Below are 22822 nucleotides of genomic sequence, written 5' to 3'. Positions count from 1 at the left end.
TCCCCAATAATATCTCGAATTCAAGTCTTCATAATTATGCCTCTTATATGGAATAAACAAATACATAGAAAAAGCTTGGATATAAACTATCCAAGCTAATTAATGAAAACAATAATTTGCCTCTCATTGTAAGTGAAAATTTCGATAAAGACCCGTATTTTTTTACTGTGTTTTTGATAAGGTAACAGCAGTGCCATACGCAATAATTTCTGAAGCTGCACTTGTTACACTGGATGTTTCTAATCGAACGGCTATGATAGCATCTGCTCCTTTTTCCTCTGCATGTTCTTTCATACGACCTATTGCCTTTTGACGAGCTTCGTCCATCATCTTTGTGTAATCGACTATTTCTCCACCTACAATATTTTTTAAGCTAGCTAAAATATCTCTACCAACATTCTTCGATTGAACCGTACTTCCTCTAACAAACCCCTTCACCTCATGAATCTCGTATCCCGGAATGAAATCAGTAGTCACTATAATCATTTTCTTCCTCCTCCTTTTTTTCTCTCAATCGTTCTTTAATCAATAAAATCAACACAATTGTTAAACATGCATAGGAACTCACAATTAACGTAAGTCCCCAGCCTATATGAAAGAATATGGTTACTAACCCTGTTATCTGTAATAATGATATAAGTGCGATCAATATAGTCCTTACCATTTTTAATCACCTTCATATTCATGTTTACTCCACACATAATGGTTTAATAATAAGAAGATTATAAGTGGGATTGGAGCTTGAATAATTCCAATCATCCCCCAAATCCATTGATTCTTCCCTTTTTTCTTTGCTTGGATAAACAAAAACGAACTCTGGGTTAGTAAAATAATCCCTACCAGTATCCAACCCCAGATGGGGAGTTCATCAGCACTAATGTAAGTCATTTTGTACGACCGCCATTCTCGCATACTCTTTAATAAAATAACCGCTCAATCCAATAGCAACAAGTATTTGTATCCCTACAAAAATCATTGGAATATACAAAATACTGATTGTCATCAAACTGATAATGGATAAAGCAATACACCAGAAAAATAGAAGTTCTAACCATAACTTTCTATACCAAGCTTGTCGTTCTTGATATACAAGGTCTTTGAAGAAGTCTAAGGAGGGCTCCTTTATATTGACTTCATCATCTATATCTTCTGATGCAGACTTGATAGCTTGAACCACTTCTTCCTCTTTTAATGATTTATAGTCACTCATGTTCTTGAAGCTCCTCTCTTAAAATGGCTAAGCCATAATGAACTCTTGATTTGACAGTTCCAACTTTTACAGAAGTCATCTTAGCTATTTCAGCATAATCATATCCATAATAATGCTTAAGTAAAATCGGAATCCTATAAGCATCGGGGAGTTTCCATATGGCCTCTTTTGTTGCATGCCATTCTGTGGATTGAAAAGAGTTGTTTATGTTGTAGTCTAACTTTCTTTTTTCCTTTTCCAAGTACGATTGAGCGGTTTTTTGTTTTCGCTTCATATCTAAATATGTATTTGTAGCAATTTGAATCAACCAAGAAGAGAAGGCAGATTTCCCTTTGTATTGTTGAATCTTTTGGATAGCCTTCACCATTGTATCTTGTGTTATATCCAATGCTGTTTGCTCTGATCCTGATATTTTTAAAACATATTTATATACGAATGTATAATGTTCTTTAAGAATACTAGCTAATGCTTCCTCGTCTCCTTTTTTTGCACGAGCTAGATAATCTTGTTCCATAGGCATTCCTCATTTCACTTCTACTTATTAGACGTATAACTTTTCTATATCGTTCACAAAAAGATTAATTTATTTTATGACTTCAGCTTTTAATCACAAGCATGTTTTCATGTGAATCAGAAACAATAAAATATGAAAGGAGGGATTCTATGGGACGAGGTAAAGGATATAAAGAGAAAAAACAAAATCATGAACACGAAAAACCATTATCAGCTAAACAGTTTGCAGAAGTTGGTGAAGAAAAGCCAAAAAACATGCATAATAATAAAGGCGGAGCTATAAAAGAATAGATTCGATTAAAACATAAGGAAAGCAGACCAAAAGATATTGGTCTGCTTTCGATTTTTATCTAAAATTATCTAAGAGCTGATCTAAAACATAGTGAACGGAATTATAAAGCTCCATATAACGCTTCTTTGGAACATCAATATAGTAACTATGAAGAACAAGTAATTCAAAATTATCTTTAGTGTTTTCTAGTTGTAAGGGAAATACCTTGCTACCTGGATTCATTTTCACGTATTGCTCTGCTTCATCATACCATTCTTGAATTAATGTAAATAATGGAGAAGTTTCTTCCTTCACCTGTTCAAAGAGAGCTCGATCCTTTTTATCTGCTCGTTTATCAGAAGCAAGAAAACGATCTTTTAATTGATTTAATTCTTGCTTAATAGTCCAAATTTGATTTTCTAGCTTAGAACTCAATGCTATCTCACTCCTTCTCTTCTACTGTAACATGAAGGAAAGAGGTACTTCATCTATTTTCGAAACCAATTCCACAAACTCTTTTTTATCGGTTTCTTTTCAATCATGTGCTTTTGTTTATCCTCTACTAAGACCTTCTGTTGCTTTTGCAGTGTTTTAATTTCTTTTTGTAACTGAAGGAATTCTAATTGGAGCTGTTCTATTTCACGACGATGTGCTAGGACCATTGTTAACACAACTTCATCGGCTTTTTTAGATACCTTATCATCAATGATTTGTACACGATCAATTAAATCCACCCAAGACTTTTCAAATTCCACTCTAGATACACCATCTGGATAAGTACCGATTTTTTTTGCAGCAACACCCATCCTAACTCCTCCTTCATAATTTGTGTACTCTTATTATTCACCTTTCTTTGTTCATCCCCTTCTCAAACGACAAAACTAGAACAAAAGCTACAAAGAAAGTGAAATTCGTCAGTTTTGTACTTCTTTCGTATTTTTTAGAAAAGTTGATATAAACTATTGTCGAGGAGGGATAACAATGGGAAAAAAAGGTCGAAATACACAAGCTAAAAAGCCATTAAATTCTGAGCCGAAGCAACGAAATGAAAATTTCAAGGGTGATGGCAATCCTAAACTTGAAGGAGAAAATCGTCCTGCAACTTAAACCTTAACAAAAACGCAAGGATATCGTGCTCATCTCTAACAGGGTGTAAACAAAGTTAAGAATTGGTTTAAGAAGGCTTCACGTAACCAGTCAAAGTGAAATAAATTTCGTGTAGACTCTTTATTTCTTAACTAAACCTTAAACCTCATGGAGGTTTAAGGTTTTTTATCTACCTTTGATTCTTGATAAGCACTCACCATGTTCTGAATAGCGAGTAAACCATGTCTTTTTGCATAATAACGATGACTCACGTCTTGAGAGAAAACTGGGTGTATTGATTTCCACCATCTTTTCTTTACACAACTCCCTGAAACATACCAATCTTTTCGAACTTTGTCCTTGTGAGTGATAATAGGGTATAATGCTCTTAACATAGGTGTTCTTGCTGTTGGTGTAGTAAAATATTGCTCATACTCATACCGGGACCCAATGGGCTCAGTCCTATTAGCAAATGTATAAAAATCAGGGTAATATTCTGGATGAAACAGTAATGAAGCTAGCCTTTTACCTAATGTTATGCGTTTGGTAATGTTTGAAAAGTCATGCACGTAGGATCCATAAACTTTTCCTTGTACAGTAGGAAAAAGAACTGCACTCATATGGAAGAAATCCTGTATTAAATAGTGATATCCATGGAACACTTTTTTCTTGAAAAACGGTTGAAGAATGACAGGTTGTTGAATGACATTTTGTTCATTAATAATCAGAGCTTTTACGAGTCGATTATAATCTTTATGTTTCCAAAAAAAGAACCACTCTTTTTGCATAAACTTAGAAACATGTAAGTGTGTGAGTAATTGAAACAACGGTTCGTCAAGCTGCTTGGACCTCTCATATAGAAGTAACTGTGGATAAGCATCAGAAAAGATTAACCAATTTGCTCTCTCGTATGTAGAAAATAAATCCTCTTTTGCTTGTCTTGATAGAAAGGTTTTAAAAGGTTCTTGCTGTAAATCTGTCATATTCCATCCTGCATTTCTAGAAACCATACTTGCTAAGAACGCCCATTTTATTTCTTTATGTTTTATATAGATGTTTTGATAGGCTTTAGTACGGGAAATATTGTCGACGTTGTGCCTAACTGTCTCTAACTTGATTGTTGTTACAATGTTTCGATGGAAATTTGAAAGCATAATGATTCACCTCTCTAGTAGCATGTTCAAAAATATGACAAATAAGAGGATTTTTTAATTTTTCTTCTCATCATTTATATATTTTTGATATGATACTTACATGCACAGGGAGGAACATTACTTATGAATTATCCTAATGGTCATAAACGAACACCCCCACCTACTGGCGGAAAAAAGAATAAAAAGCCCGACTATTCCAATCGTGGCATGACACTTGAAGAAGATATAAATCAGACTAATCAGGCTTACTTGCGATCTGGAAAGGCAGTGATTCACAAAAAACCTACACCTGTTCAAATCGTTAACGTCGATTTTCCTAAACGTAGTGCAGCTGTTATAAAAGAAGCTTACTTTAAACAACCATCAACTACAGATTATAATGGCGTATATAACGGTAGGTATATAGACTTTGAAGCTAAGGAAACAAAAAACAAGACATCCTTTCCACTCTCAAATGTTCATGAACATCAAATACAGCATATGAAGCAAGTCATAGAGCATGGAGGTATATGTTTTATCATCCTCCGCTTTTCACAACAAGAAGAAACATATTTATTCCCTGCAGAGAAACTTTTCTCTTATTGGGAACGTCAAAATAGTGGTGGAAGAAAATCAATTCCTTACAAGGATATACAACAAGGAGGACATTTCATTCCTTTGAAATTTCATATTAGAGTAGATTATTTATCTGTACTGGATGAAGTGTACCTTTAAGAACGGAGGAAGATGGGAAATGGCAGATAATAGCCAATCTCGAACAGCTAGAAAGAATCAACAAAAACAAACAAAAAAGCAAAATAAGAAACCTATGGTAAGACGAGTACTCATGACGATTTTATTGGTCGGTATCATTGGTGCAATAGGTGTTGGCGGATTGTTTGCTTATTATGTATCTGGAGCACCGTCGTTAAATGAAGAGAAATTATCAAATCCATTATCTGCAAAAATTTATGATAAAGATGGCGAGCTATTTGCTGATTTAGGTTCACAGAAACGAACGAAGATTTCTTATGAAGAAATCCCTCAAGTATTAGAAGATGCTGTCATTGCTACGGAAGATGCGCGTTTCCGCGAACATATAGGCATTGACTTTAGAAGAATATTAGCTGCTGTGTACGCTAATATCACAGAGGGCTTTGGTTCACAAGGAGCTAGTACTATTACACAACAAGTTGTTAAGAATGCTTTTCTTAGCCCGGAAAAGTCCATCGAGCGAAAGGTACAAGAACAATGGCTTGCGATTCGGATGGAGCAACAATATTCTAAAGATCAAATACTTACCATGTATTTAAACACTATCTATTATGGTAATAATGCTTATGGCGTATCAAAAGCAGCAGAAATTTACTTCAATAAAGAGTTAGACGAGTTAACTTTACCAGAAGCAGCCTTACTTGCAGGCTTACCACAGCGTCCGGTTGGTTATGACCCATTTGAAGCACCTGAGCTTGCTCAGGAACGAAAGAATGTTGTGTTGGACCTAATGGTTGAACATAATAAAATAAACAAAGAAAAAGCTGAAGAAGCGCAAAACGTAAAAGTTACATCTATGATTGAACAAGGAAATCCTGATACTAACATTCCTTATGATGCTTTCTTAGAAAAAGTAATCAATGAGGTCCAACAGAAAATGGAAGGTGCAGATATCTATAAGGATGGATTAAAAGTCTACACCACCTTAGACCAAAACGCTCAACAGAAAGTAGAAGAATTGTTAGGACCAAACAGCCCTATTCCTTTCCCAGACGATAAGTTTCAAACCGGTCTCACCGTACTTGATACGAAATCTGGTGCCATTCGTGCTATAGGCGGTGGCCGTAATAAAGAGAACCTCAATGATTCATGGAACTATGCCATTCAAGGAGACGGGCGTCAACCTGGTTCAACATTCAAACCAATTGTTGACTATGGGCCTGCTATTGAATTCAATAAGTGGTCTACCTATCATCAATTAAATGATGAACCTTATCAGTTCCAAACAGGAGACAATAACGATGTAAACAACTGGGATAATCGTTACATGGGATGGATGACCATGAGAGAAGCATTAGCTCGTTCAAGAAACGTACCAGCAGCAAAGACGCTCATGGAGGTAGGCATTGACCAGTCGCAATCATTCGCAGAAGGATTAGGTATTTCCTTCCAAAATGACCCAATGTATGAATCAAACGCTATTGGTGGTGCCACTCATGTTACACCATTAGAATTAGCAAGTGCATACAGTGCATTTGGTAATGAAGGTGTTCATAATGAACCTTATTCCGTTCGCAAAGTAGAATTCCAGGGTGATCGTAATCCGGTCGAGTTTGAAACGAAATCTCAAGTTGCAATGAAAGACTATACAGCTTACATGATTACAGACATGCTAAAAGATGTAGTAAGTTCTCCTATGGGAACTGGTCAAGCAGCAAATGTTTCAGGTCTTCCACTAGCAGGCAAAACAGGAACGACCAACACCGAAAGTGGTGGAACGCGTGATTCTTGGTTTACTGGCTACACAACAAACTATACTATTTCAGTATGGTCAGGATACAAAGATGGAGCTATTAAACAAGGAAAAGACATACCTCAACAAATATTTAAGCAGGTCATGTCTCATGTATCTCAAGGAGTTGAAACTGCTGATTTCAAACAACCTTCATCTGTAGTTCGTGTTGGAGTCGAAGCAGGTACAAATCCTGCTAAATTACCTAGTGAATTCACACCTTCAAGTCAAATAAACTATGAACTATTTGTGAAAGGTACAGAACCTTCTAAAACATCAAACCAATATGATAAGCTTGATCCTGTTCAGGGATTAACAAGTCAATATGATGAAGAAAAAGGTACACTAACACTATCATGGTCCTATAACCAAGATGAAGGAAAACCAGTCGTATTTACTGTTAATGGCGGCGCACAAGGTGAAGAAAAGCAAACAATCGTTCCAAATACCAAGGATACAAAAGCAGAGATAAGCAACCTTGAAAAAGGTAAAACGTACACCTTTGATGTTATTGCCATTAGTGAAACAAACTCGGACAACAAAAGTGATCCAGCTTCTGTTCAAGTCCAAATACCTGAAGAACAAGATCCAGATGATATCTTAGACGGCGTTGGTGAAGATGAAGACGAAGAAGACAATCAAAATAACAATGACGAAAACAACGGCGAAGATAATGAGAATAACGAGGATCAAGAGGGTAATAACAACAACGATAACCAAAATAATGATTCCGATAATAATGATTCTAGCAGTAATGATGACAATGACACTGACAATCAGAATAACAACCAAAATGATGATTCTTCTAACGATTCTACAAATCAAGAAGATCAAAATGATACTAATAACGACGATGAAACAAATCAAACAGAAGATAGCAACTAATACAAAAAGGATCAATCCTGTTTAGGATTGATCCTTTTTCTTTAAAACCTTTGCTTTTGCAAATTGTTTTTCCAATGACTCATACAATTCGTCTAACTGTATGTAGGCATGGTAATGTTGTTTAGAATGATCGATAAAGGTTAGTCTGTCTACCGTATTCATCGGCTTATACTGAAATCCTTCGATATCTTTATGAATACTAGCATCGTCTCTATACTCTCTCTCGTTTAACTGGTATAGAGATTGGATAAATCCGATTATGTGCTTCTCCATACAAGAAGAAGCTTTCTGGTTTTGGCGAGATTTATAAAGAGATGCTATATAGTCTCGTTCCTTTTTCCATGTATCGATAGAATCTATACTATACATTGGTTTCTCTTTCCTTTTTCTTCATCCGTTTTTGGCCTTCACGGCATATCTCCAATAACGGACATATTTCACATTGAGGAACTTGTGCCTTACAATGATAACGTCCAAAGAAAATCATTCGATGATGTGTTGCACTCCACTCTTCTCTCGGAATTTTCCTCATCAATGTTTTTTCAACTTCTAAGACTGAATCTTTCCATCTGCATATACCAAGACGCTTTGATACTCGTTCAACGTGAGTATCAACTGCTATAGCAGGTTCCCCAAATGCTACGGCGCTTACTACATTTGCAGTTTTTCTTCCTACTCCAGCTAACTTTTCTAACTCAGCTTTTGAAGATGGTACTTCACCATCATATTCATCAATTAGCATCTGACTAAGCTTACGAATGTTTTTCGACTTATTTCTATAAAGACCAATGGAACGAATGTCTTGTTGTAACTCTTCTATTGGAACATTTACGTAATCTTCAGGTGACTTGTATTTCTTAAACAATTCTTTTGTCACTTTATTAACTAATGCATCTGTACATTGAGCTGACAACACTACAGCTACAAGCAACTCAAATGGATTTGAATGCTCAAGTTCACAATCCGCTTCAGGGAACATCTCTTGTAATGTATCAAGTACTGTACGAATTTGGGATTGATTTAACATATAGCTTTTCCTCCACCCTTTTTAAGCATCTTCAAGCCAATTGTAATAAATGGAGGCATCTTTCTTTTGCTGAGTGGACTCTTCAGTAGCAGGTGCTCCATATGATTGCTGGCTTCTAAATGATTTGCTGGCTTCTCTCGCCTCTTGGACAGTTCGAATTCCTTTTTTCTTCCATTCACGTAAAATACGATCAATATACTTGAAATTTAATTTACCCATTAAAACCGACTCACGTAGGGCAGCCTTAATGAGAGCTGGTTCTTGATGATCTTCATCAATCCACAAGTTAATGGTTTCAATCTCAAAAGGAGAAAGGGGACGACCGAATTCCTGCTCAAATAGTACAAACATATTTGGTTGTTCTTCCTCATCAGATTGGGAAGAAGTGGACTCATTATATTCCACTTTCTCTTCTACTAACGATTGCCACAAACCATCTAGAGTATAGATTTCATTTATAACATTGTCTTCATTTGTCATTTGTTCAATGGATAGATATCCTTTTTGTATTAACTTTCGCAAAACTTGAGAACATTCTTGTTCTGAAACAGTCAAGTATTGGGCAAGCTCACTTGGTGTTGGAAAGTCATTTCCTTCTATTTGAAAACGATGTATTTGAAGAATAACTAAAACATCTACCTCTGAAATTCCTAAAGTATGATAGTTTGTTAGTAATTTTTTCGGAAAAGCCATCTGATCTTTCATTAATAAGCTAATATGATTCATATTTTTCCTCTCACCTCTGCCTTTTCTTTAGAGCAACTCGCATCCTCATATTCGAGAGCGATCATATGATGTGAATCTTTTTATTAAAAGCAAAAGTAGACTGTAATTACAAGCGATTATTCCTATCTCAATGAGTGATACAAACTTGATTATAACATGTATCGCTTTCGATATCCGAGTATAAAAATAATGAAAAAGCTCCCAAGTAATGGGAGCTTTCTGAGTAAATTAAGGATATAAGCGATTTAACAAACGTGGGAATGGTATGGTTTCTCTAACGTGTTCAACACCTGCAATCCAAGCTACTGTTCGCTCTAAACCTAGCCCAAATCCAGAGTGAGGAACACTTCCATACTTTCTTAACTCAAGATACCACTGATAGGCATCTCCTGTTAAACCATGCTCTTCATATCTTTGTTCCATAAGCTCAAGATCATTAATACGCTCTGAACCACCAATGATTTCGCCATAGCCTTCAGGTGCTATTAAATCCGCGCATAAAGCAACATCAGGGCGCTCTGGATCAGGTTGCATATAGAAAGCTTTAATATCAAGCGGATAATGCGTTATGAATACAGGCTTTTCATAGCTTTCTGCGATGGCTGTTTCATGTGGCGCACCAAAGTCTTCTCCCCATTCAATATCATCAAACCCTTTTTCCTTGAGAAGTTTAACAGCATCATCGTACGTGATACGAGGAAAAGGTGCTTGGATTGATTCCAGTTTTGATGTATCTCGTTCTAAAATTTGTAACTCTAACTTACAATTTTCAAGTACAGATTGCACTACATGCGAAACATACTGTTCTTGGACTTCCAAGCTATCGTTATGATCCATAAATGCCATTTCAGGTTCAATCATCCAAAACTCAATAAGATGACGACGTGTTTTTGATTTCTCTGCTCTAAATGTTGGCCCAAAAGAAAACACCTTCCCAAAGGCCATTGCAGCAGCCTCCATATAGAGTTGACCACTTTGTGATAGGTAGGCATCCTCATCAAAGTATTTTGTGTGGAAGAGCTCTGTAGACCCCTCTGCTGATGAACCAGTTAAGATAGGAGGATCAATTTTAGTATAGCCGTGTGTATTGAAGAATTCGTACGTAGCTCGAATAATCTCATTACGTACTTTCATAATTGCATGCTGCTTCTTTGATCTAAGCCATAGATGCCTATGATCCATTAGAAATTCTGGTCCATGTTCTTTTGGTGTAATAGGGTAATCCACTGCTTCATGGATCAGTTCTAGAGATGATACTTGCATTTCATAACCAAATGGAGAACGAGAATCTTCCACAATGGTTCCAGTAACATATAAAGAAGATTCTTGAGTGATATTTTTAGCAAGTGTGAAAGCTTCCTCATCAACATCTGCTTTCACTACAACACCTTGCATAAATCCAGTTCCGTCTCGTAACTGTAAGAATGCAATTTTCCCACTTGATCGTTTATTTGCAAGCCATGCTCCTATGGTAACTTTTTCTCCAACATATTTATGAACTTGAGATATCGTTGTTTTCAAAATGGTTCCCTCCACTTACTTAAGATTGATGCTTTTCTACAAAACGGCGAATACGTTTTGAAGCTTCTTCTAATTGATCTAGTGATGTTGCATAGGATAAACGCACGTTTTGTTCTGACCCAAATCCAGAACCAGGTACGAGTGCAACTTTTTCTTCTTCTAATAGAGCTTTAACCCAGTCATCTACAGAATCGAAGTTATTTTCCTCTACCGCTTTACTCACGTTTGGAAATAAATAAAACGCACCTTTTGGCTTCACACATTCTATACCTGGTATATCTGTAATCCAATCATAGAGTTTCTCAAGCCTATGACTGAATGCAACCTTCATTTCCTCAACTTTTTCCTGTGAAGACGTATAGGCTTCTAGTGCTGCATATTGAGCAATAGTTGTTGGGTTAGAGGTTGAATGTGATGCTAAATTTGTCATGGCTTTAATTAATTTCTCATCGCCTAATGCGTACCCAATTCGCCATCCAGTCATAGCATGTGATTTAGAAACACCATTAATAATAATGGTTTGGTTTTTCAGTTCTTCAGAAACTTGTGCCATGGATACATGAGTACCATCACCATATATGAGTTTCTCATAGATTTCGTCTGAAATTATGTAAACGTTATGACGCTTACATACCTCTCCTATCTTCTCCAATTCATCTTTGGAATAGAGCATACCTGTTGGATTGGAAGGAGAGTTAATAATGATAGCTTTTGTACGACCCGTAATCGCTTCTTCCACTTGTTCCGGTGATAATTTAAAGTCATTTTCTTCTAAGGCCTTAACTACAACAGGAGTTCCTTCAGCTAATTTAATTTGCTCTGGATAACTCACCCAATAAGGAGCAGGAACGATAACCTCTTCTCCTGGATCTAATAATGCTTGGAAAAGTGTATAAAGCGCATGTTTTGCTCCGGTAGTAACGATTACTTGATTCGTCTCATATGTAAGCTGATGATCAACTTTATACTTTTTAATGATTGCTTCTTTAAGAGCAGGGATACCACCTGATGGAGTATATTTGGTATGCCCTTCATACATGGCTTTTTGAGCTGCTTCTAAAATATTTTCAGGTGTATTAAAATCAGGTTCTCCAGCACCAAGGCCAATAACGTCATGCCCTTCAGCTTTTAAGGCGTTTGCCATGGCAGTAATGGCTAATGTACTGGATGGAGTTAAAGTTTGTACTCTTTTAGCTAATTCCATGAAAAGTCCCTCCTATTGCTTTATTGTTTAAATCGTAATTGTTCATAAAAGTCGCCATTCTTCATGAGGAAGTAGTCTAATACATATCGATTTTTGTCATCAACGTATGTTAATTCCCATAATGGATTTCCTTTATCAATGGCAGGTTGTATTGAAATTAATTCACAACCATTACATGATGATTTCCATGAAGATAACATCTCTTGTTCCGTAGTGGTATTAGTAAGCATCTGATAGAAAATATCTTCATCTTTATTGTTAATTGGAACAAATGCATAACCTTTTGTTTCATCAACACCTTCGCCTGCTACTATATCATAACGATACTCTCCATGGTAGCGTGTAACTGAATTGGTAACTTCGAGTGGTGTTTCTTCGATAGCTGCTTGTTTTGAATGATCGAACGTGCTTGTCTTATCTTGTATGATTTGTATATAAATATAAATGAAGAGAAAAAATAGCAAAAGTAAACTGACACCTAAACCCCAAAATAAATATTTGAGTCGACTACGTTCTGTAGATGGTGAAAACTGCTGTGTTTTCATCATGTTCATCCAATGCTAGACCAAACATTAGGTCCTGTTGTTTTAATGTACGATTTAATGAATCAACTATTTTATACAAGTCATTTGATTTTTCCACTCTCACGGTTGATAAGACTTCCATTTTTTGCTCCATTCATGAACCTCCTAATGAAAAGTTACATCTATAATTTATCAAAAAATTCCCTTTCATATTTCGGTCGATAGTACACACAATAATAGTACACCAAAGAGAAATACCTCTTTATTATAACAGTAAATGTAAGACAATTTGATAACTATCCACCAATTTCAAAAATTCTTCCTAACCCATCTATTGCCTGTACAAATTCTTGTACAGGCTTTTTTTATCGTCAAGTAAATTATAAAATTCAATGCTTGTGTATAACTGAAAAAGTGATACGGCCACGTCCAGCTCCAGCGCCCAGCGACTAGTATGCTTCCCTCGCCTCCGTACGATAAGTTAACATCGAATCACTTCGTTCTTCGTGTTGCCTTTATCTCCTACGGCTCAGTCCAGCATATACGTCGCTAAACGGGCGCCTGCGCTTTTGTTCTATTTAAAAAGAACGAATGCAAGTTACATAAAAGTAACCTGCAATCATTTTTATTATTTAGGATACAACTCATAATCCTCTTTTGTGCAATGTACTGTAGTTGTCCCGACTTTTTTCAATTGGTAAACATCAATCCATGACTCATATAGACGTTCTAACAACCCATCATTAGGTGAAGATCCTTTGAGGGGATAAATCATAGCTATATGAGGATCAACACTCTCTAACAGCTTCAAGGTAGGGGAGTCTGTCCTTGCATAATCACCTATTTTAAGTATTTCTGCTTTAAGTGACGAATGTAACAATGCATCTTCAAGTTCCGTATCACCGCTTGCTAAATATAACAAAGACGTTTTGCCAAATGTAAAGTATAGACTCATATCATCTTGTTTGCTTATAGGTAACACCTTTACTTGTAAAGAAGAAGTTAATTCATGTGATTCACTCTGCTCCCATTCCTCCATATTGGCTTGTTCCATAACTTGATCCATGCAATCACCACGGACATTACCATGATAATATATGGTTTCAATGTGATATCGATCAACCATTCTTTTTGTATTTCCGCATTCAGATTCACTATGATTGGTTAATATCAAGCCATCTATTTGCTTCAAACCCAGATGGTTTATTTGTTTAATCAACTCATCTTCGCTTGCTTTTGATGCTGTGTTAACAAGGTAATTCTTGTCATTACCTGTTGCAATCAGCATAGCTTCTCCATCAGGTAAAGCAAAAAAGATAAATAACGCTTCATCTTCCTGCAAGGATACTTTTGGAGGAGATTGTGCATAACTTGGAGGCAATCCTACTAGCTGCACTCCAATTACAATCGTGAACATTAAGCAAATAATTACCCTCATTAGATATCACATCCTAACATCAAACTTCTTTATTAGAATGTGTTTATAAGCTTCACTTTATCATAACCACTTACGTGCCTCTTCCATTAAATCATTGGTAGTTCCATACTGAATAGGAACTTTAGGAATAGATTGGGTGAAATACTTTCCATATTTAGCCTTCATTATACGATCATCACACACCATAACTAAGCCCCGATCAGTACTTGAGCGAATCAATCGACCAAATCCTTGTTTAAATCGAATGACAGCATTTGGTAGCGATAATTCCATAAATGGATTTTTACCATTTTCTTTAATAGCTTCAGCTTTAGCTTCATATACAGGATGGTTAGGTGGTTGAAACGGTAAACGAACAATCACAAGGGACGACAAGTCATTCCCAGGTATATCCACACCTTCCCAGAAGGAACTCGTACCAAATAAAATTGCTTGATCAAATGCTTGGAAATTCTTTTTTAATCTAGCACGACTACCACTTGAAACACCTTGTGCGATCAGCATGAATTCATCCATATTAATGAATTCTTTCATGATGTTATATGTTTTCTTTAGCATCTCATACGAGGTGAACAGAACTAGCATACGTCCTTTGGAAATGGTGGCAAGGGAATAAATCGCCTCACATGTAGCATAGATAAAATCATCTTGATTTCCTGACTTAATACTTGGAAAATCATCTGGAACAAGTAATTGCACTTGATTCTCATAATGAAACGGTGATTCGATTTTCTTTTGAACGGTCTGGTTACGATCCAAGCCTAGACGTTTTAACATAAATGAAAATGAGTCATTCATTGTTAACGTTGCACTAGTCAATATGACACTTTCTTTTTCTTTAAAGAAATAATCAGATAAGAGTGAGCCTACTTCAATAGGTTCACTATAAATGAAGACAGAATTTCTTGCACCATATGCTTCAATCTCAATCCATTTCACCATTTGGTTGTCATCTGTTAATAGCAATTGATCAATGGAGTCAATAACCATCTCCAAACGTTCTGTGTACATGCGTATATCTTCTGTCCACCGTGCAGATTCCTCCGATGTTTCGGTCATACTAATCCAATTCTTGCACTTATGAAGGAATTGAATAGAATCCCTTATATGAAAAGAAACTCTGTTAGCCATTTCTCTAACTGTACTCCAGACGGTTGAACTTTCTTTCTCAGGCACATAACGATATTGAAATCGACCTACATCATTTAAAGAAATGTTAGCATTTTGCTGTTTAGATACGTAAGTAAATAAGTACCGGAATAATTCATCAGCATCCTCTTTGATCATCTGAACGGTATTATCCCATTTTGATACATTTTGCTTTAATGCCAAATCAGGATAGGATGACAACAAGTTACTCATCCAATCTCCCGATTTATTACCCCCCATCTCATTTAACAGGTATTGAATAGAAACATAATCAAGCTTTAATCCAAAGTGTTTTGCTGCTGATGATTCTAGATGATGAGCTTCATCAATAATGACTTTTGGATAAGAGGATAATAATCCATAATCATATATAATATCCGTACATAATAAAGAATGGTTCGTAACCACTATATGAGCTTTTTGTGCATTTTTTCTAGCACGCTGATAAAATGACCTAGAGAACCATGGCGATTTTGGCGTAAAATATCCTTCTGCCTCAGCGGATATTTTACGCCAAAATATGGCACCACTCGATGGAAGTTGAATCTCTTCTATATCACCGGTAGTGGTTTCTGTAAGCCAAACCAATATCATGGACTTTGTAAGTACAACATCGTAATTATTATCCGTTGAAGATTGAAGTTCGTATTCAAACTTTTTTAATGAAAGGTAATGTTGTTTCCCTTTCAATAATGCTGATCGAAAAGGAATTGGAAGTATTTCTTGAAGTAAGGGTATTTCTTTTTCAAGCAACTGTGATTGTAAATGAGTTGTATGCGTACTAATCATGATTCGTTCTTCTTTAAAAACAGACTCATAAATACATGGAAGTAGGTAGGCAAGGGATTTCCCTGTACCTGTTTCTGCTTCTATTAATGCATGCGAATGGGACTGAAATGCATCATATATCGTCGAAGACATTTCTCTTTGCCCCTTACGCTCCTCAAAATTATGTACATGGCTACTCATAAGTCCATCAGGTTTTAAAACATCATCTAAGAAGGGGTCAAAGCCTTCTTCTACATAATGATTTTCCTCTTCTATTTCGATTTCTCTCTTTAAGGCAATACCTCTAAAGATTTCTAAATCTTCTCGATCGTGAGTACTAAAGGATTTCTCTTGTAACCACATGTGAAGTATTTCGCTTAAATCGCTTTTAAGCCTTCCTTGAATTAAGGATAATTGATGCAGAACTTCGTATGGTAATTGTTTTGCCTTTGCGAGTAATTTCAGTAATATTTCTGCAGTCACATAAGCATCTGCTAACGCACGATGTGGATCATCGTGTTGGACTTCAAAGAACTCCGATAGTTGGGAAAGCTTAAATCCTGGAGCTTGAGGCATAAAAATGCGAGCAAGCTCTACAGTATCTAGTACAGGGACTGATAAAGCAGAACGATTCGCTTCCTCAAGTGCATAATTTAAAAAACCTAAATCAAATTGAACATGATGCGCTACAAAATATGCTCCCTCACATCTAGTTAAAATATCATCAATAAGTTCGTTAAATAAGGGTGCATCTACAACATCGTCATCTGCTATCCCTGTTAATTGTGTAATAAAGGTTGGTATTGGCTGCTCAGGATTTACAAAGGATTTATATTGGTCGGTTATGACACCATCTTCAATTGTAACCATCCCAATTTCGATAATTTTATCGCCTTTTTTAGGAGTATGGCCTGTCGTTTCTAAATCTACAACTACATATTTCGCCATTAGCTCACCTCTTTTCCACCTTACAATGGCTTTTATATAGAAGCTATATTAAGAAAGCTCCCAAGAATGGGAGCTACATTTCCGTTAATGGAGGTTCTTGTTCAATGATTTCATCAATCCCATTTTGTTCATTCATTAAGGCAACTCTCGGCTTGAAAGTTGCTAATTCATGATCATCTACCATAGCATAAGAAACAATAATGACAATATCATCTGGTTGTACAAGACGAGCAGCTGCTCCATTCAAACAAACTACTCCGCTATGTCGCTCGCCAGGTATAACATATGTTTCTAGACGAGCTCCGTTATTATTATTAACAATTTGTACTTGTTCATGTGGTAAAATGCCCACTTGATCTAAAATATGTGTATCAATGGTGATACTGCCTACGTAATTCAGATTTGCTTCTGTAACGCGGGCACGATGAATCTTTGATTTCATCATGGTGCGAAACATATTTCCTTCCCCCTATACGATCGCTGTTGCAAACGAACCTTGTTGATCTAATACAACGTTATCTATAAGCCGGGCGTGCTTAAAGTACACAGCAACAGCAAGTATCACTTGTTCATTAATATGGTTCACACGCTCCAATTCAGGGTATGACAAGAGATCAACATAATCTATTTTACCATGGGTGTGTGTATGAATGAAATGAGAAACTTCCTTGATAATAACCTCTGCATCCTGTTCACCTGCTTGCATAAGCTTTTGGCCATGAAGGAGAGCTTGATAAATATAAGGTGCCTCTATCCGTTCCTGATCGGATAAATTTACATTACGACTACTTTTAGCAAGTCCATCTTGTTCTCTAACAGTAGCAATTGGTCTCAATTTGATAGGAAAATTATAGTCTTGTATGAGTGCATCAACTACAGCTACTTGCTGAGCATCTTTCAATCCTAAATAGACATAATCAGGATAAACGATATTAAATAGCTTAGCCAATATGGTAACAACCCCATCAAAATGACCTGGGCGACTTTTTCCACATAACACATCTACCCTTTGATGGACGGTCATTCTTATCGTTTGATCCTTAGGATACATTTCATTTACATGAGGATAAAATAATATATCTACTTGTTCTTTTTTGGCTATATCTGTATCATGCACTTCATCTCGAGGGTATCGTTCGTAATCTTCATCCGGTCCAAATTGAAGGGGGTTAACAAATATACTTGTCACGACAATATCATTCTCTTGCCGAGCTTTCTTCATCAGTTGTTGATGCCCTTCATGAAGATATCCCATTGTGGGAACAAAACCAATGGATTTACCTGATTGCTTCCATTGCATCATCTTGGATTGCATGTCATGAATAGACTTAATGATTTCCATCTGATTGCCCTCCGTAAATACGAGGTAAAGACTCTTCTTTCATATGGAAGCTTTGTTCGTCATTTGGAAAAGTGCCATCATGAACATCTTTGATATAAGCACTTATAGAAGATTTTATTTGTTCATTAGCATTCAAATATGATTGTACAAACTTAGGAAGACGATCAACACCATATTGTATAAGGTCATGGTACACCAATACCTGACCATCGCACTCAACTCCTGCACCTATTCCTATGACAGGGATATGGAGTTTTTGTTGAACCTCACGGGCCAATTGTTTAGGTACACATTCCAATACAAGTCCGATGGCACCTTGTTGTTGGATGGCAACAGCATCTGATATAAGCTGTTCAGCAGCTTGGGAATCTTTCCCTTGTACACGGTATCCCCCTAGTACATGGACAGATTGTGGTGTTAATCCTAAATGGCCAACAACAGGGATTCCACCTTTTGTTAAGCGACCAATGATCGATATAACATCACCAGCACCTTCTAGCTTTAATGCTTCCGCTCCTGTTTCTTGCATCATACGCATTGCCTGCTTCATCGTCTCTTCTTCAGAAATATGATAAGACATAAACGGCATATCAATTACAGTAAATGTGTCAGTCGCTCCACGTTTAACCGCTTTTCCATGGTGGATCATATCTTCTACTGTAACTGGGATAGTTGAATCATAACCTAAAACCACCATCCCTAATGAATCCCCAACGAGAATCATATCCACACCAGCATCTTGAGCTAATTTTGCTGAGGGATAATCATAGGCTGTAAGCATGGCAATTTTTTGGTTCTCTTGTTTCATTTTCTTTAATTGTGTACTTGTTTTCATTGTATTAATCCTTCCCCCATTGTATCTCTGCAGAGTATAGAGTTTGTTCCTTCCCCTCTTCATCTACAACTCGAAGCGCTCCATCGCTTTCTATGCCCATTATTCTTCCATTCCAAGATGATTGATATGTCTGTATAGGCACAATTTCCCCTATACGATACCCAAATGCTTCCCATCGTAATTTCACCTTAGAAAATCCATCTTCCATAAATTCCTCGTATCTCTTCTCAAACGTTTGTATGATCTCTCGGATTAAACTTGCTAATTCCCAGGACTCTCCAGACTCGATTTTCAAGGAACTAGCTTTATCTCTAATTTCTTCTGGAAATGTCTCAATCGGATGGTTCACATTTATACCCATACCTAAAATAATATAATTAATTTGATCTTGTTCAGCTTGAAGTTCTGTAAGTATTCCTGCTAGTTTCTTACCATCTGTTAATATATCGTTAGGCCACTTTATTTGTGGTTTAATATCACAATACCCCTTAAAAACTTCAGCTAAGACAGTAGCAGCAAGTAACGTGATCTGTGGTGATTTATAAGGCTCAAAAGTAGGACGAAGGACGATGCTCATCCAAATCCCTTCTCCTTTATGCGAATGCCACGAGCGATTTAACCTACCTCTTCCCTTCGTTTGCTCATCCGCAATCACTATGGTTCCATGAGGAGCACCTTCTTGGGCTGCTTGATGAGCTAAGATTTGGGTAGAGGTTACAGTTGACTTATGTATGAGCCTTTGACCTAACCAGTTTGTGTTCATTCCCCATTGAATTGTGTTCTCGCTTACTTTATTAGGAAACGATACAATTCGATATCCTTTTCGAGGTGCAGCTTCGATCTCATATCCATCCTTCTCTAGTTCCTTCATGTGCTTCCATACGGCTGGTCTGCTTATATGAAGGTCTTCAGACAGCCTTTGACCCGAAACATACCCTTCCTCAACTTGAGATAATAATTCAATTAATTTTCCTCTTGTGGATTCCATTGTAAAACCCTCTCTTTAAGGATTCCCTTCTCATTCGTTAACTCACCTTCTATGACAACTCTTTCTATCGTAACGAGCATCGACTCAATCCAAGGCCCAGGTGTGCGATTAGGAAACCAAGATCTTATGTCCTTACCATTAACAGCTAATTCTTCTCTATTATAAATAGGTAAATGATGATACATCTTTTCAAGTGATGCAACCTCTAGTTTTTCTTCTGAACTCAATAAATTTATTACACGAGTAAATGGCGGTAACTGATCGAAGCCAAGCTTATATATGGCCCATATCGTATTTCCTTGCATCCATTCTGTATAAGCATTTAATAACCTGGTGGCCTTGCGTTTCACTTTGTTGGATAGCTTCCATTCTTTAACCCAATACTCTATCGAAAAAGTAGGTTCAAGTATATGGAACATACAGATTGCTTCGGAAAAATCACCTAATGCAAGCCAGTTTTTATTCGAACAACGTTTCATCAAGGAAGGCTCTTCTTTCAATACAGGTAAATACTTCTCCATATTCGATTGGGTGAACAAGGCCCAAGCATGTTTGGCACCATCGCCCTGAATAAGCTTTTCGAATTCAATCGATAAACGTTCTATAGCTATATTTTCTAACAATGATGCATGCTGTTGAATTGCATGATATGTAGTAGGAGAAAGAGTGAAACCTAACTGACTAACGAAGCGAAGTGCTCTCATCATACGAAGGGGATCTTCTTCAAAACGATCCTCAGCCTTCCCAACCGTTTCAATTTGGTTTCTTTTTATCGCTTTAGCGCCATTATAAGGATCAATTAACTCCCCATCTATATCCATGGCAATTGCATTCATAGTAAAATCGCGTCTAGCTAAATCATCTTGAATGTCTTCTACAAAATAAACTTGATCTGGATGACGGTAATCATGGTAATCCCCCTCGGTACGAAAAGTTGTTACCTCAAAGGATTCCTCACCATACCTGACCATGACTGTTCCATGTTCAATCCCTACTGGTATTACTTTTTCAAAAATACCTTGAACCTGTTCTGGTGTAGCAGAAGTAGCTATATCAATATCTCCAATCGGTCTTCCGATGAGAAAATCCCTAACCGCTCCACCAACGAAAAAAGCTTTATATCCATGATAATGTAACGTTTGAAGGATAGGTTCAGCGTTTACAAAAACATTATTCATCTCTTTCATCCCTTTGAGATAGTAAGTCGCTGTATATCTCCTCGTACTGTTTGACAATCGTTTCAGATTGGAACTCTGTTCTAACACGCTTCAATCCATTCTCTGAAAATGCTTGCCACTTATCCTTATTCGTAAGAAGTGTAAGAGCTCTTGAAGCAATTGTATCTACATCACCTAAAGGACATATGAAACCGTTATATTCGTCCATGATAACTTCAGGTATGCCACCTATATCTGTACCAATACAAGGCACCCCACAAGCCATCGCCTCTAATAGCACAAGGCCGAAGCTTTCCTTTTCAGATAACAACAATTTTAAATCAGAAATAGATAATAACTCAGACACATTTTCTTGTTTCCCTAAAAATAATACGCGATCTCTTAGTCCTAACTCACTAACAAGCTGACATACTTTAGAATACTCAGGTCCATCGCCAACTAATAATAATTTAGCCTTCGTGTGGGAGGCGATTTTATAAAAGGAGTGGATGACATCAGGTACTCGTTTTACTTGTCTGAAATTGGAGATATGTATAATAACACGATCATCATTTTCTATCCCATATTCCTCTTTTAAATGAGCCTCGTTTCTTTGTCTATACTCCCGTTCATCCACAAAATTATAGATAACATCCATCTTGCGATTCACTTGAAGCATATCTTTAGTTTGATCTACAAGGCTATGCGATACGGCTGTGACCCTATCCGATTGTTCAATACCAAATCGAATCATATTTTTAAAGCTTGAATCGACACCTAATACCGTAATATCTGTACCATGTAAGGTCGTAACAATCTTTACATCATGCTCAACCATCTGCTTTGCAAGAATTGCACATATTGCATGTGGCATAGCATAATGCACATGAAGAATATCAATTTGCTCTCGATTGATAACCTCTGCCATCTTATTAGCAAGTGCCAAATCATATGGAGGGTATTGAAAGACAGCATAATGATTCATTTCAACTTCATGATAATAAATATTTGGATAAATTCGTTTTAAACGGAAAGGGACGCTAGAAGTGATGAAATGAATCTCGTACCCTTTTTCCGCTAATAATTTTGCTAATTCCGTAGCGATTACTCCTGACCCACCTACAGTTGGGTAGCAAGTAATTCCGATTTTCGTTCGTCTCATTCTTTTCTCCCTTGCTGCTCATTCTCTTGTCTATTTTCTCTCCAGTTTAAATCACCACGTTCTATAGCTTGTACTAATATCTCAGCTCCTGCCAAATTAGTAGCTAAAGGGATTTGGTGAACATCGCATAATCTCATCAAAGCACTGATATCTGGTTCATGAGGTTGTGCTGTAAGTGGATCTCGTAAAAACAACACAACATCCATCTCGTCTTGAGCAATATATGCACCGATTTGTTGGTCCCCCCCAAGAGGACCTGATTGAAAACGATGTATGGATACACCTGTTGCTTCTTCTATTCTTTTTCCGGTAGTACCTGTAGCGAAAAGTCTGTGTTTTTCTAAAATGCTTTTATATGCAGTCGCAAATTGGACTATGTCTTCTTTCTTCTTATCATGGGCAATCAGTGCAATATTCATGATATCCACC

General features: G+C 36.8%; 28 protein-coding genes. 4 read left to right on the top strand and 24 right to left on the bottom strand.

Translation table 11 applies throughout. The features are described 5' to 3' along the window. Nucleotides 1-162: 162 nt before the first annotated feature. Genes N782_RS08865 through sigY form a run of 5 tightly spaced genes read right to left on the bottom strand, consistent with a single transcriptional unit; the run spans nucleotide 163 to nucleotide 1724 of the window. Nucleotides 163-486, bottom strand: a complete 324-nt coding sequence (locus tag N782_RS08865) for a YbjQ family protein (RefSeq protein ID WP_036818625.1) — start codon at nucleotides 484-486, stop codon at nucleotides 163-165. Continuing rightward, nucleotides 467-664 carry a hypothetical protein gene (locus tag N782_RS08860; protein ID WP_036818623.1) on the bottom strand — a complete coding sequence of 66 codons (198 nt, stop codon included), beginning with the start codon at nucleotides 662-664 and terminating at the stop codon, nucleotides 467-469. The genes N782_RS08865 and N782_RS08860 overlap by 20 nt, the downstream gene beginning before the upstream one ends. 2 nt (nucleotides 665-666) lie before the next feature. Next, the gene (locus N782_RS08855) at nucleotides 667-888 is read right to left on the bottom strand and encodes a hypothetical protein (protein WP_052111261.1); all 222 of its coding nucleotides are present in this window, start codon (nucleotides 886-888) and stop codon (nucleotides 667-669) included. After that, entirely contained in the window at nucleotides 875-1210 is a 336-nt protein-coding gene (locus N782_RS08850) for a YxlC family protein (protein ID WP_036818621.1), read from the bottom strand. The genes N782_RS08855 and N782_RS08850 overlap by 14 nt, the downstream gene beginning before the upstream one ends. Continuing rightward, nucleotides 1203-1724, bottom strand: coding sequence for an RNA polymerase sigma factor SigY (sigY, locus tag N782_RS08845; RefSeq protein WP_052111260.1), 522 nt, complete (start codon nucleotides 1722-1724; stop codon nucleotides 1203-1205). Before sigY ends, N782_RS08850 begins: the two co-directional genes overlap by 8 nt. Nucleotides 1725-1873: 149 nt before the next feature. Between sigY and N782_RS21490 the strand changes: the two genes are divergently transcribed. Then, nucleotides 1874-2014: a hypothetical protein gene (locus N782_RS21490; RefSeq protein WP_161783090.1), complete on the top strand. Its 141-nt coding sequence runs from the start codon at nucleotides 1874-1876 to the stop codon at nucleotides 2012-2014. Nucleotides 2015-2069: 55 nt separating this feature from the next. On the opposite strand, the gene N782_RS08840 is transcribed toward N782_RS21490, so the two are convergent. Both N782_RS08840 and N782_RS08835 read right to left on the bottom strand, forming a co-directional pair. After that, on the bottom strand, nucleotides 2070-2429 hold the full coding sequence (locus tag N782_RS08840) for a DUF1798 family protein (protein WP_036818616.1): 360 nt from the start codon (nucleotides 2427-2429) through the stop codon (nucleotides 2070-2072). A 53-nt stretch (nucleotides 2430-2482) separates the two neighbouring features. Then, entirely contained in the window at nucleotides 2483-2800 is a 318-nt protein-coding gene (locus tag N782_RS08835; protein ID WP_036818614.1) for a hypothetical protein, read from the bottom strand. Nucleotides 2801-2975: 175 nt separating this feature from the next. Between N782_RS08835 and N782_RS22085 the strand changes: the two genes are divergently transcribed. Then, the gene (locus N782_RS22085; RefSeq protein WP_272913642.1) at nucleotides 2976-3101 is read left to right on the top strand and encodes a hypothetical protein; all 126 of its coding nucleotides are present in this window, start codon (nucleotides 2976-2978) and stop codon (nucleotides 3099-3101) included. Between the two features lie 155 nt (nucleotides 3102-3256). Here the strand turns inward: N782_RS22085 and N782_RS08830 are convergent, their stop codons facing one another. After that, complete coding sequence (locus N782_RS08830; protein ID WP_036818612.1) at nucleotides 3257-4234, bottom strand: DUF2515 family protein; 978 nt, start codon at nucleotides 4232-4234, stop codon at nucleotides 3257-3259. A gap of 123 nt (nucleotides 4235-4357) precedes the next feature. On the opposite strand from N782_RS08830, the gene recU reads away from it, so the two are divergent. Together recU and N782_RS08820 are read left to right on the top strand one after the other, a co-directional pair. After that, the gene (recU, locus tag N782_RS08825; RefSeq protein WP_036818611.1) at nucleotides 4358-4948 is read left to right on the top strand and encodes a Holliday junction resolvase RecU; all 591 of its coding nucleotides are present in this window, start codon (nucleotides 4358-4360) and stop codon (nucleotides 4946-4948) included. A 19-nt stretch (nucleotides 4949-4967) separates the two neighbouring features. Further along, the gene (locus N782_RS08820; RefSeq protein ID WP_036818609.1) at nucleotides 4968-7604 is read left to right on the top strand and encodes a PBP1A family penicillin-binding protein; all 2637 of its coding nucleotides are present in this window, start codon (nucleotides 4968-4970) and stop codon (nucleotides 7602-7604) included. Between the two features lie 21 nt (nucleotides 7605-7625). Here N782_RS08820 and N782_RS08815 read toward each other — a convergent pair whose 3' ends face one another. The 16 genes from N782_RS08815 to mgsA all read right to left on the bottom strand — a co-directional run bounded on the left by N782_RS08815 (nucleotide 7626) and on the right by mgsA (nucleotide 22812). Next, nucleotides 7626-7973 (bottom strand): YpoC family protein, encoded by a 348-nt coding sequence (locus N782_RS08815; RefSeq protein WP_036818606.1) that lies wholly within the window; start codon nucleotides 7971-7973, stop codon nucleotides 7626-7628. Beyond that, entirely contained in the window at nucleotides 7966-8631 is a 666-nt protein-coding gene (gene nth / locus N782_RS08810; protein WP_036818604.1) for an endonuclease III, read from the bottom strand. The genes N782_RS08815 and nth overlap by 8 nt, the downstream gene beginning before the upstream one ends. Before the next feature lie 21 nt (nucleotides 8632-8652). Next, the gene (locus N782_RS08805) at nucleotides 8653-9357 is read right to left on the bottom strand and encodes a DnaD domain-containing protein (RefSeq protein WP_036818603.1); all 705 of its coding nucleotides are present in this window, start codon (nucleotides 9355-9357) and stop codon (nucleotides 8653-8655) included. Nucleotides 9358-9585: 228 nt separating this feature from the next. After that, on the bottom strand, nucleotides 9586-10878 hold the full coding sequence (gene asnS, locus N782_RS08800) for an asparagine--tRNA ligase (RefSeq protein WP_036818600.1): 1293 nt from the start codon (nucleotides 10876-10878) through the stop codon (nucleotides 9586-9588). A gap of 19 nt (nucleotides 10879-10897) precedes the next feature. Continuing rightward, a complete protein-coding gene (locus N782_RS08795) occupies nucleotides 10898-12082 on the bottom strand; it encodes a pyridoxal phosphate-dependent aminotransferase (protein WP_036818598.1) in 1185 nt (394 codons plus the stop codon). 20 nt (nucleotides 12083-12102) lie between these two features. Next, complete coding sequence (locus N782_RS20675) at nucleotides 12103-12627, bottom strand: cell wall elongation regulator TseB-like domain-containing protein (RefSeq protein WP_237582629.1); 525 nt, start codon at nucleotides 12625-12627, stop codon at nucleotides 12103-12105. Then, nucleotides 12590-12760: a YpmA family protein gene (locus N782_RS21020; RefSeq protein WP_084103031.1), complete on the bottom strand. Its 171-nt coding sequence runs from the start codon at nucleotides 12758-12760 to the stop codon at nucleotides 12590-12592. Before N782_RS21020 ends, N782_RS20675 begins: the two co-directional genes overlap by 38 nt. A 474-nt stretch (nucleotides 12761-13234) precedes the next feature. Then, entirely contained in the window at nucleotides 13235-14044 is an 810-nt protein-coding gene (locus tag N782_RS08785; RefSeq protein WP_036818597.1) for a ComEC/Rec2 family competence protein, read from the bottom strand. A 60-nt stretch (nucleotides 14045-14104) separates the two neighbouring features. Then, nucleotides 14105-16909 (bottom strand): ATP-dependent DNA helicase DinG, encoded by a 2805-nt coding sequence (dinG, locus tag N782_RS08780; RefSeq protein WP_036818595.1) that lies wholly within the window; start codon nucleotides 16907-16909, stop codon nucleotides 14105-14107. Between the two features lie 73 nt (nucleotides 16910-16982). Further along, nucleotides 16983-17366 (bottom strand): aspartate 1-decarboxylase, encoded by a 384-nt coding sequence (gene panD / locus N782_RS08775; protein ID WP_036818593.1) that lies wholly within the window; start codon nucleotides 17364-17366, stop codon nucleotides 16983-16985. Between the two features lie 12 nt (nucleotides 17367-17378). Continuing rightward, nucleotides 17379-18251: a pantoate--beta-alanine ligase gene (panC, locus tag N782_RS08770; RefSeq protein WP_036818591.1), complete on the bottom strand. Its 873-nt coding sequence runs from the start codon at nucleotides 18249-18251 to the stop codon at nucleotides 17379-17381. Next, nucleotides 18238-19086 (bottom strand): 3-methyl-2-oxobutanoate hydroxymethyltransferase, encoded by an 849-nt coding sequence (gene panB, locus N782_RS08765; RefSeq protein WP_036818590.1) that lies wholly within the window; start codon nucleotides 19084-19086, stop codon nucleotides 18238-18240. Before panB ends, panC begins: the two co-directional genes overlap by 14 nt. 4 nt (nucleotides 19087-19090) lie before the next feature. Continuing rightward, the gene (locus N782_RS08760; RefSeq protein WP_036818588.1) at nucleotides 19091-20074 is read right to left on the bottom strand and encodes a biotin--[acetyl-CoA-carboxylase] ligase; all 984 of its coding nucleotides are present in this window, start codon (nucleotides 20072-20074) and stop codon (nucleotides 19091-19093) included. Beyond that, nucleotides 20050-21252 carry a CCA tRNA nucleotidyltransferase gene (locus N782_RS08755; protein ID WP_036818636.1) on the bottom strand — a complete coding sequence of 401 codons (1203 nt, stop codon included), beginning with the start codon at nucleotides 21250-21252 and terminating at the stop codon, nucleotides 20050-20052. The genes N782_RS08760 and N782_RS08755 overlap by 25 nt, the downstream gene beginning before the upstream one ends. Then, nucleotides 21245-22393 (bottom strand): N-acetyl-alpha-D-glucosaminyl L-malate synthase BshA, encoded by a 1149-nt coding sequence (gene bshA, locus N782_RS08750; RefSeq protein WP_036818586.1) that lies wholly within the window; start codon nucleotides 22391-22393, stop codon nucleotides 21245-21247. The genes N782_RS08755 and bshA overlap by 8 nt, the downstream gene beginning before the upstream one ends. Continuing rightward, nucleotides 22390-22812: a methylglyoxal synthase gene (gene mgsA / locus N782_RS08745; protein WP_036818584.1), complete on the bottom strand. Its 423-nt coding sequence runs from the start codon at nucleotides 22810-22812 to the stop codon at nucleotides 22390-22392. The genes bshA and mgsA overlap by 4 nt, the downstream gene beginning before the upstream one ends. Nucleotides 22813-22822: the final 10 nt, after the last annotated feature.

The sequence above is a fragment of the Pontibacillus yanchengensis Y32 genome (assembly GCF_000770635.1).
GTDB classification, from domain to species: domain Bacteria; phylum Bacillota; class Bacilli; order Bacillales; family BH030062; genus Pontibacillus; species Pontibacillus yanchengensis.
The sequence above is the reverse complement of the archived record's forward strand: the minus strand, read 5'-3'. Positions and strand labels throughout refer to the sequence as shown.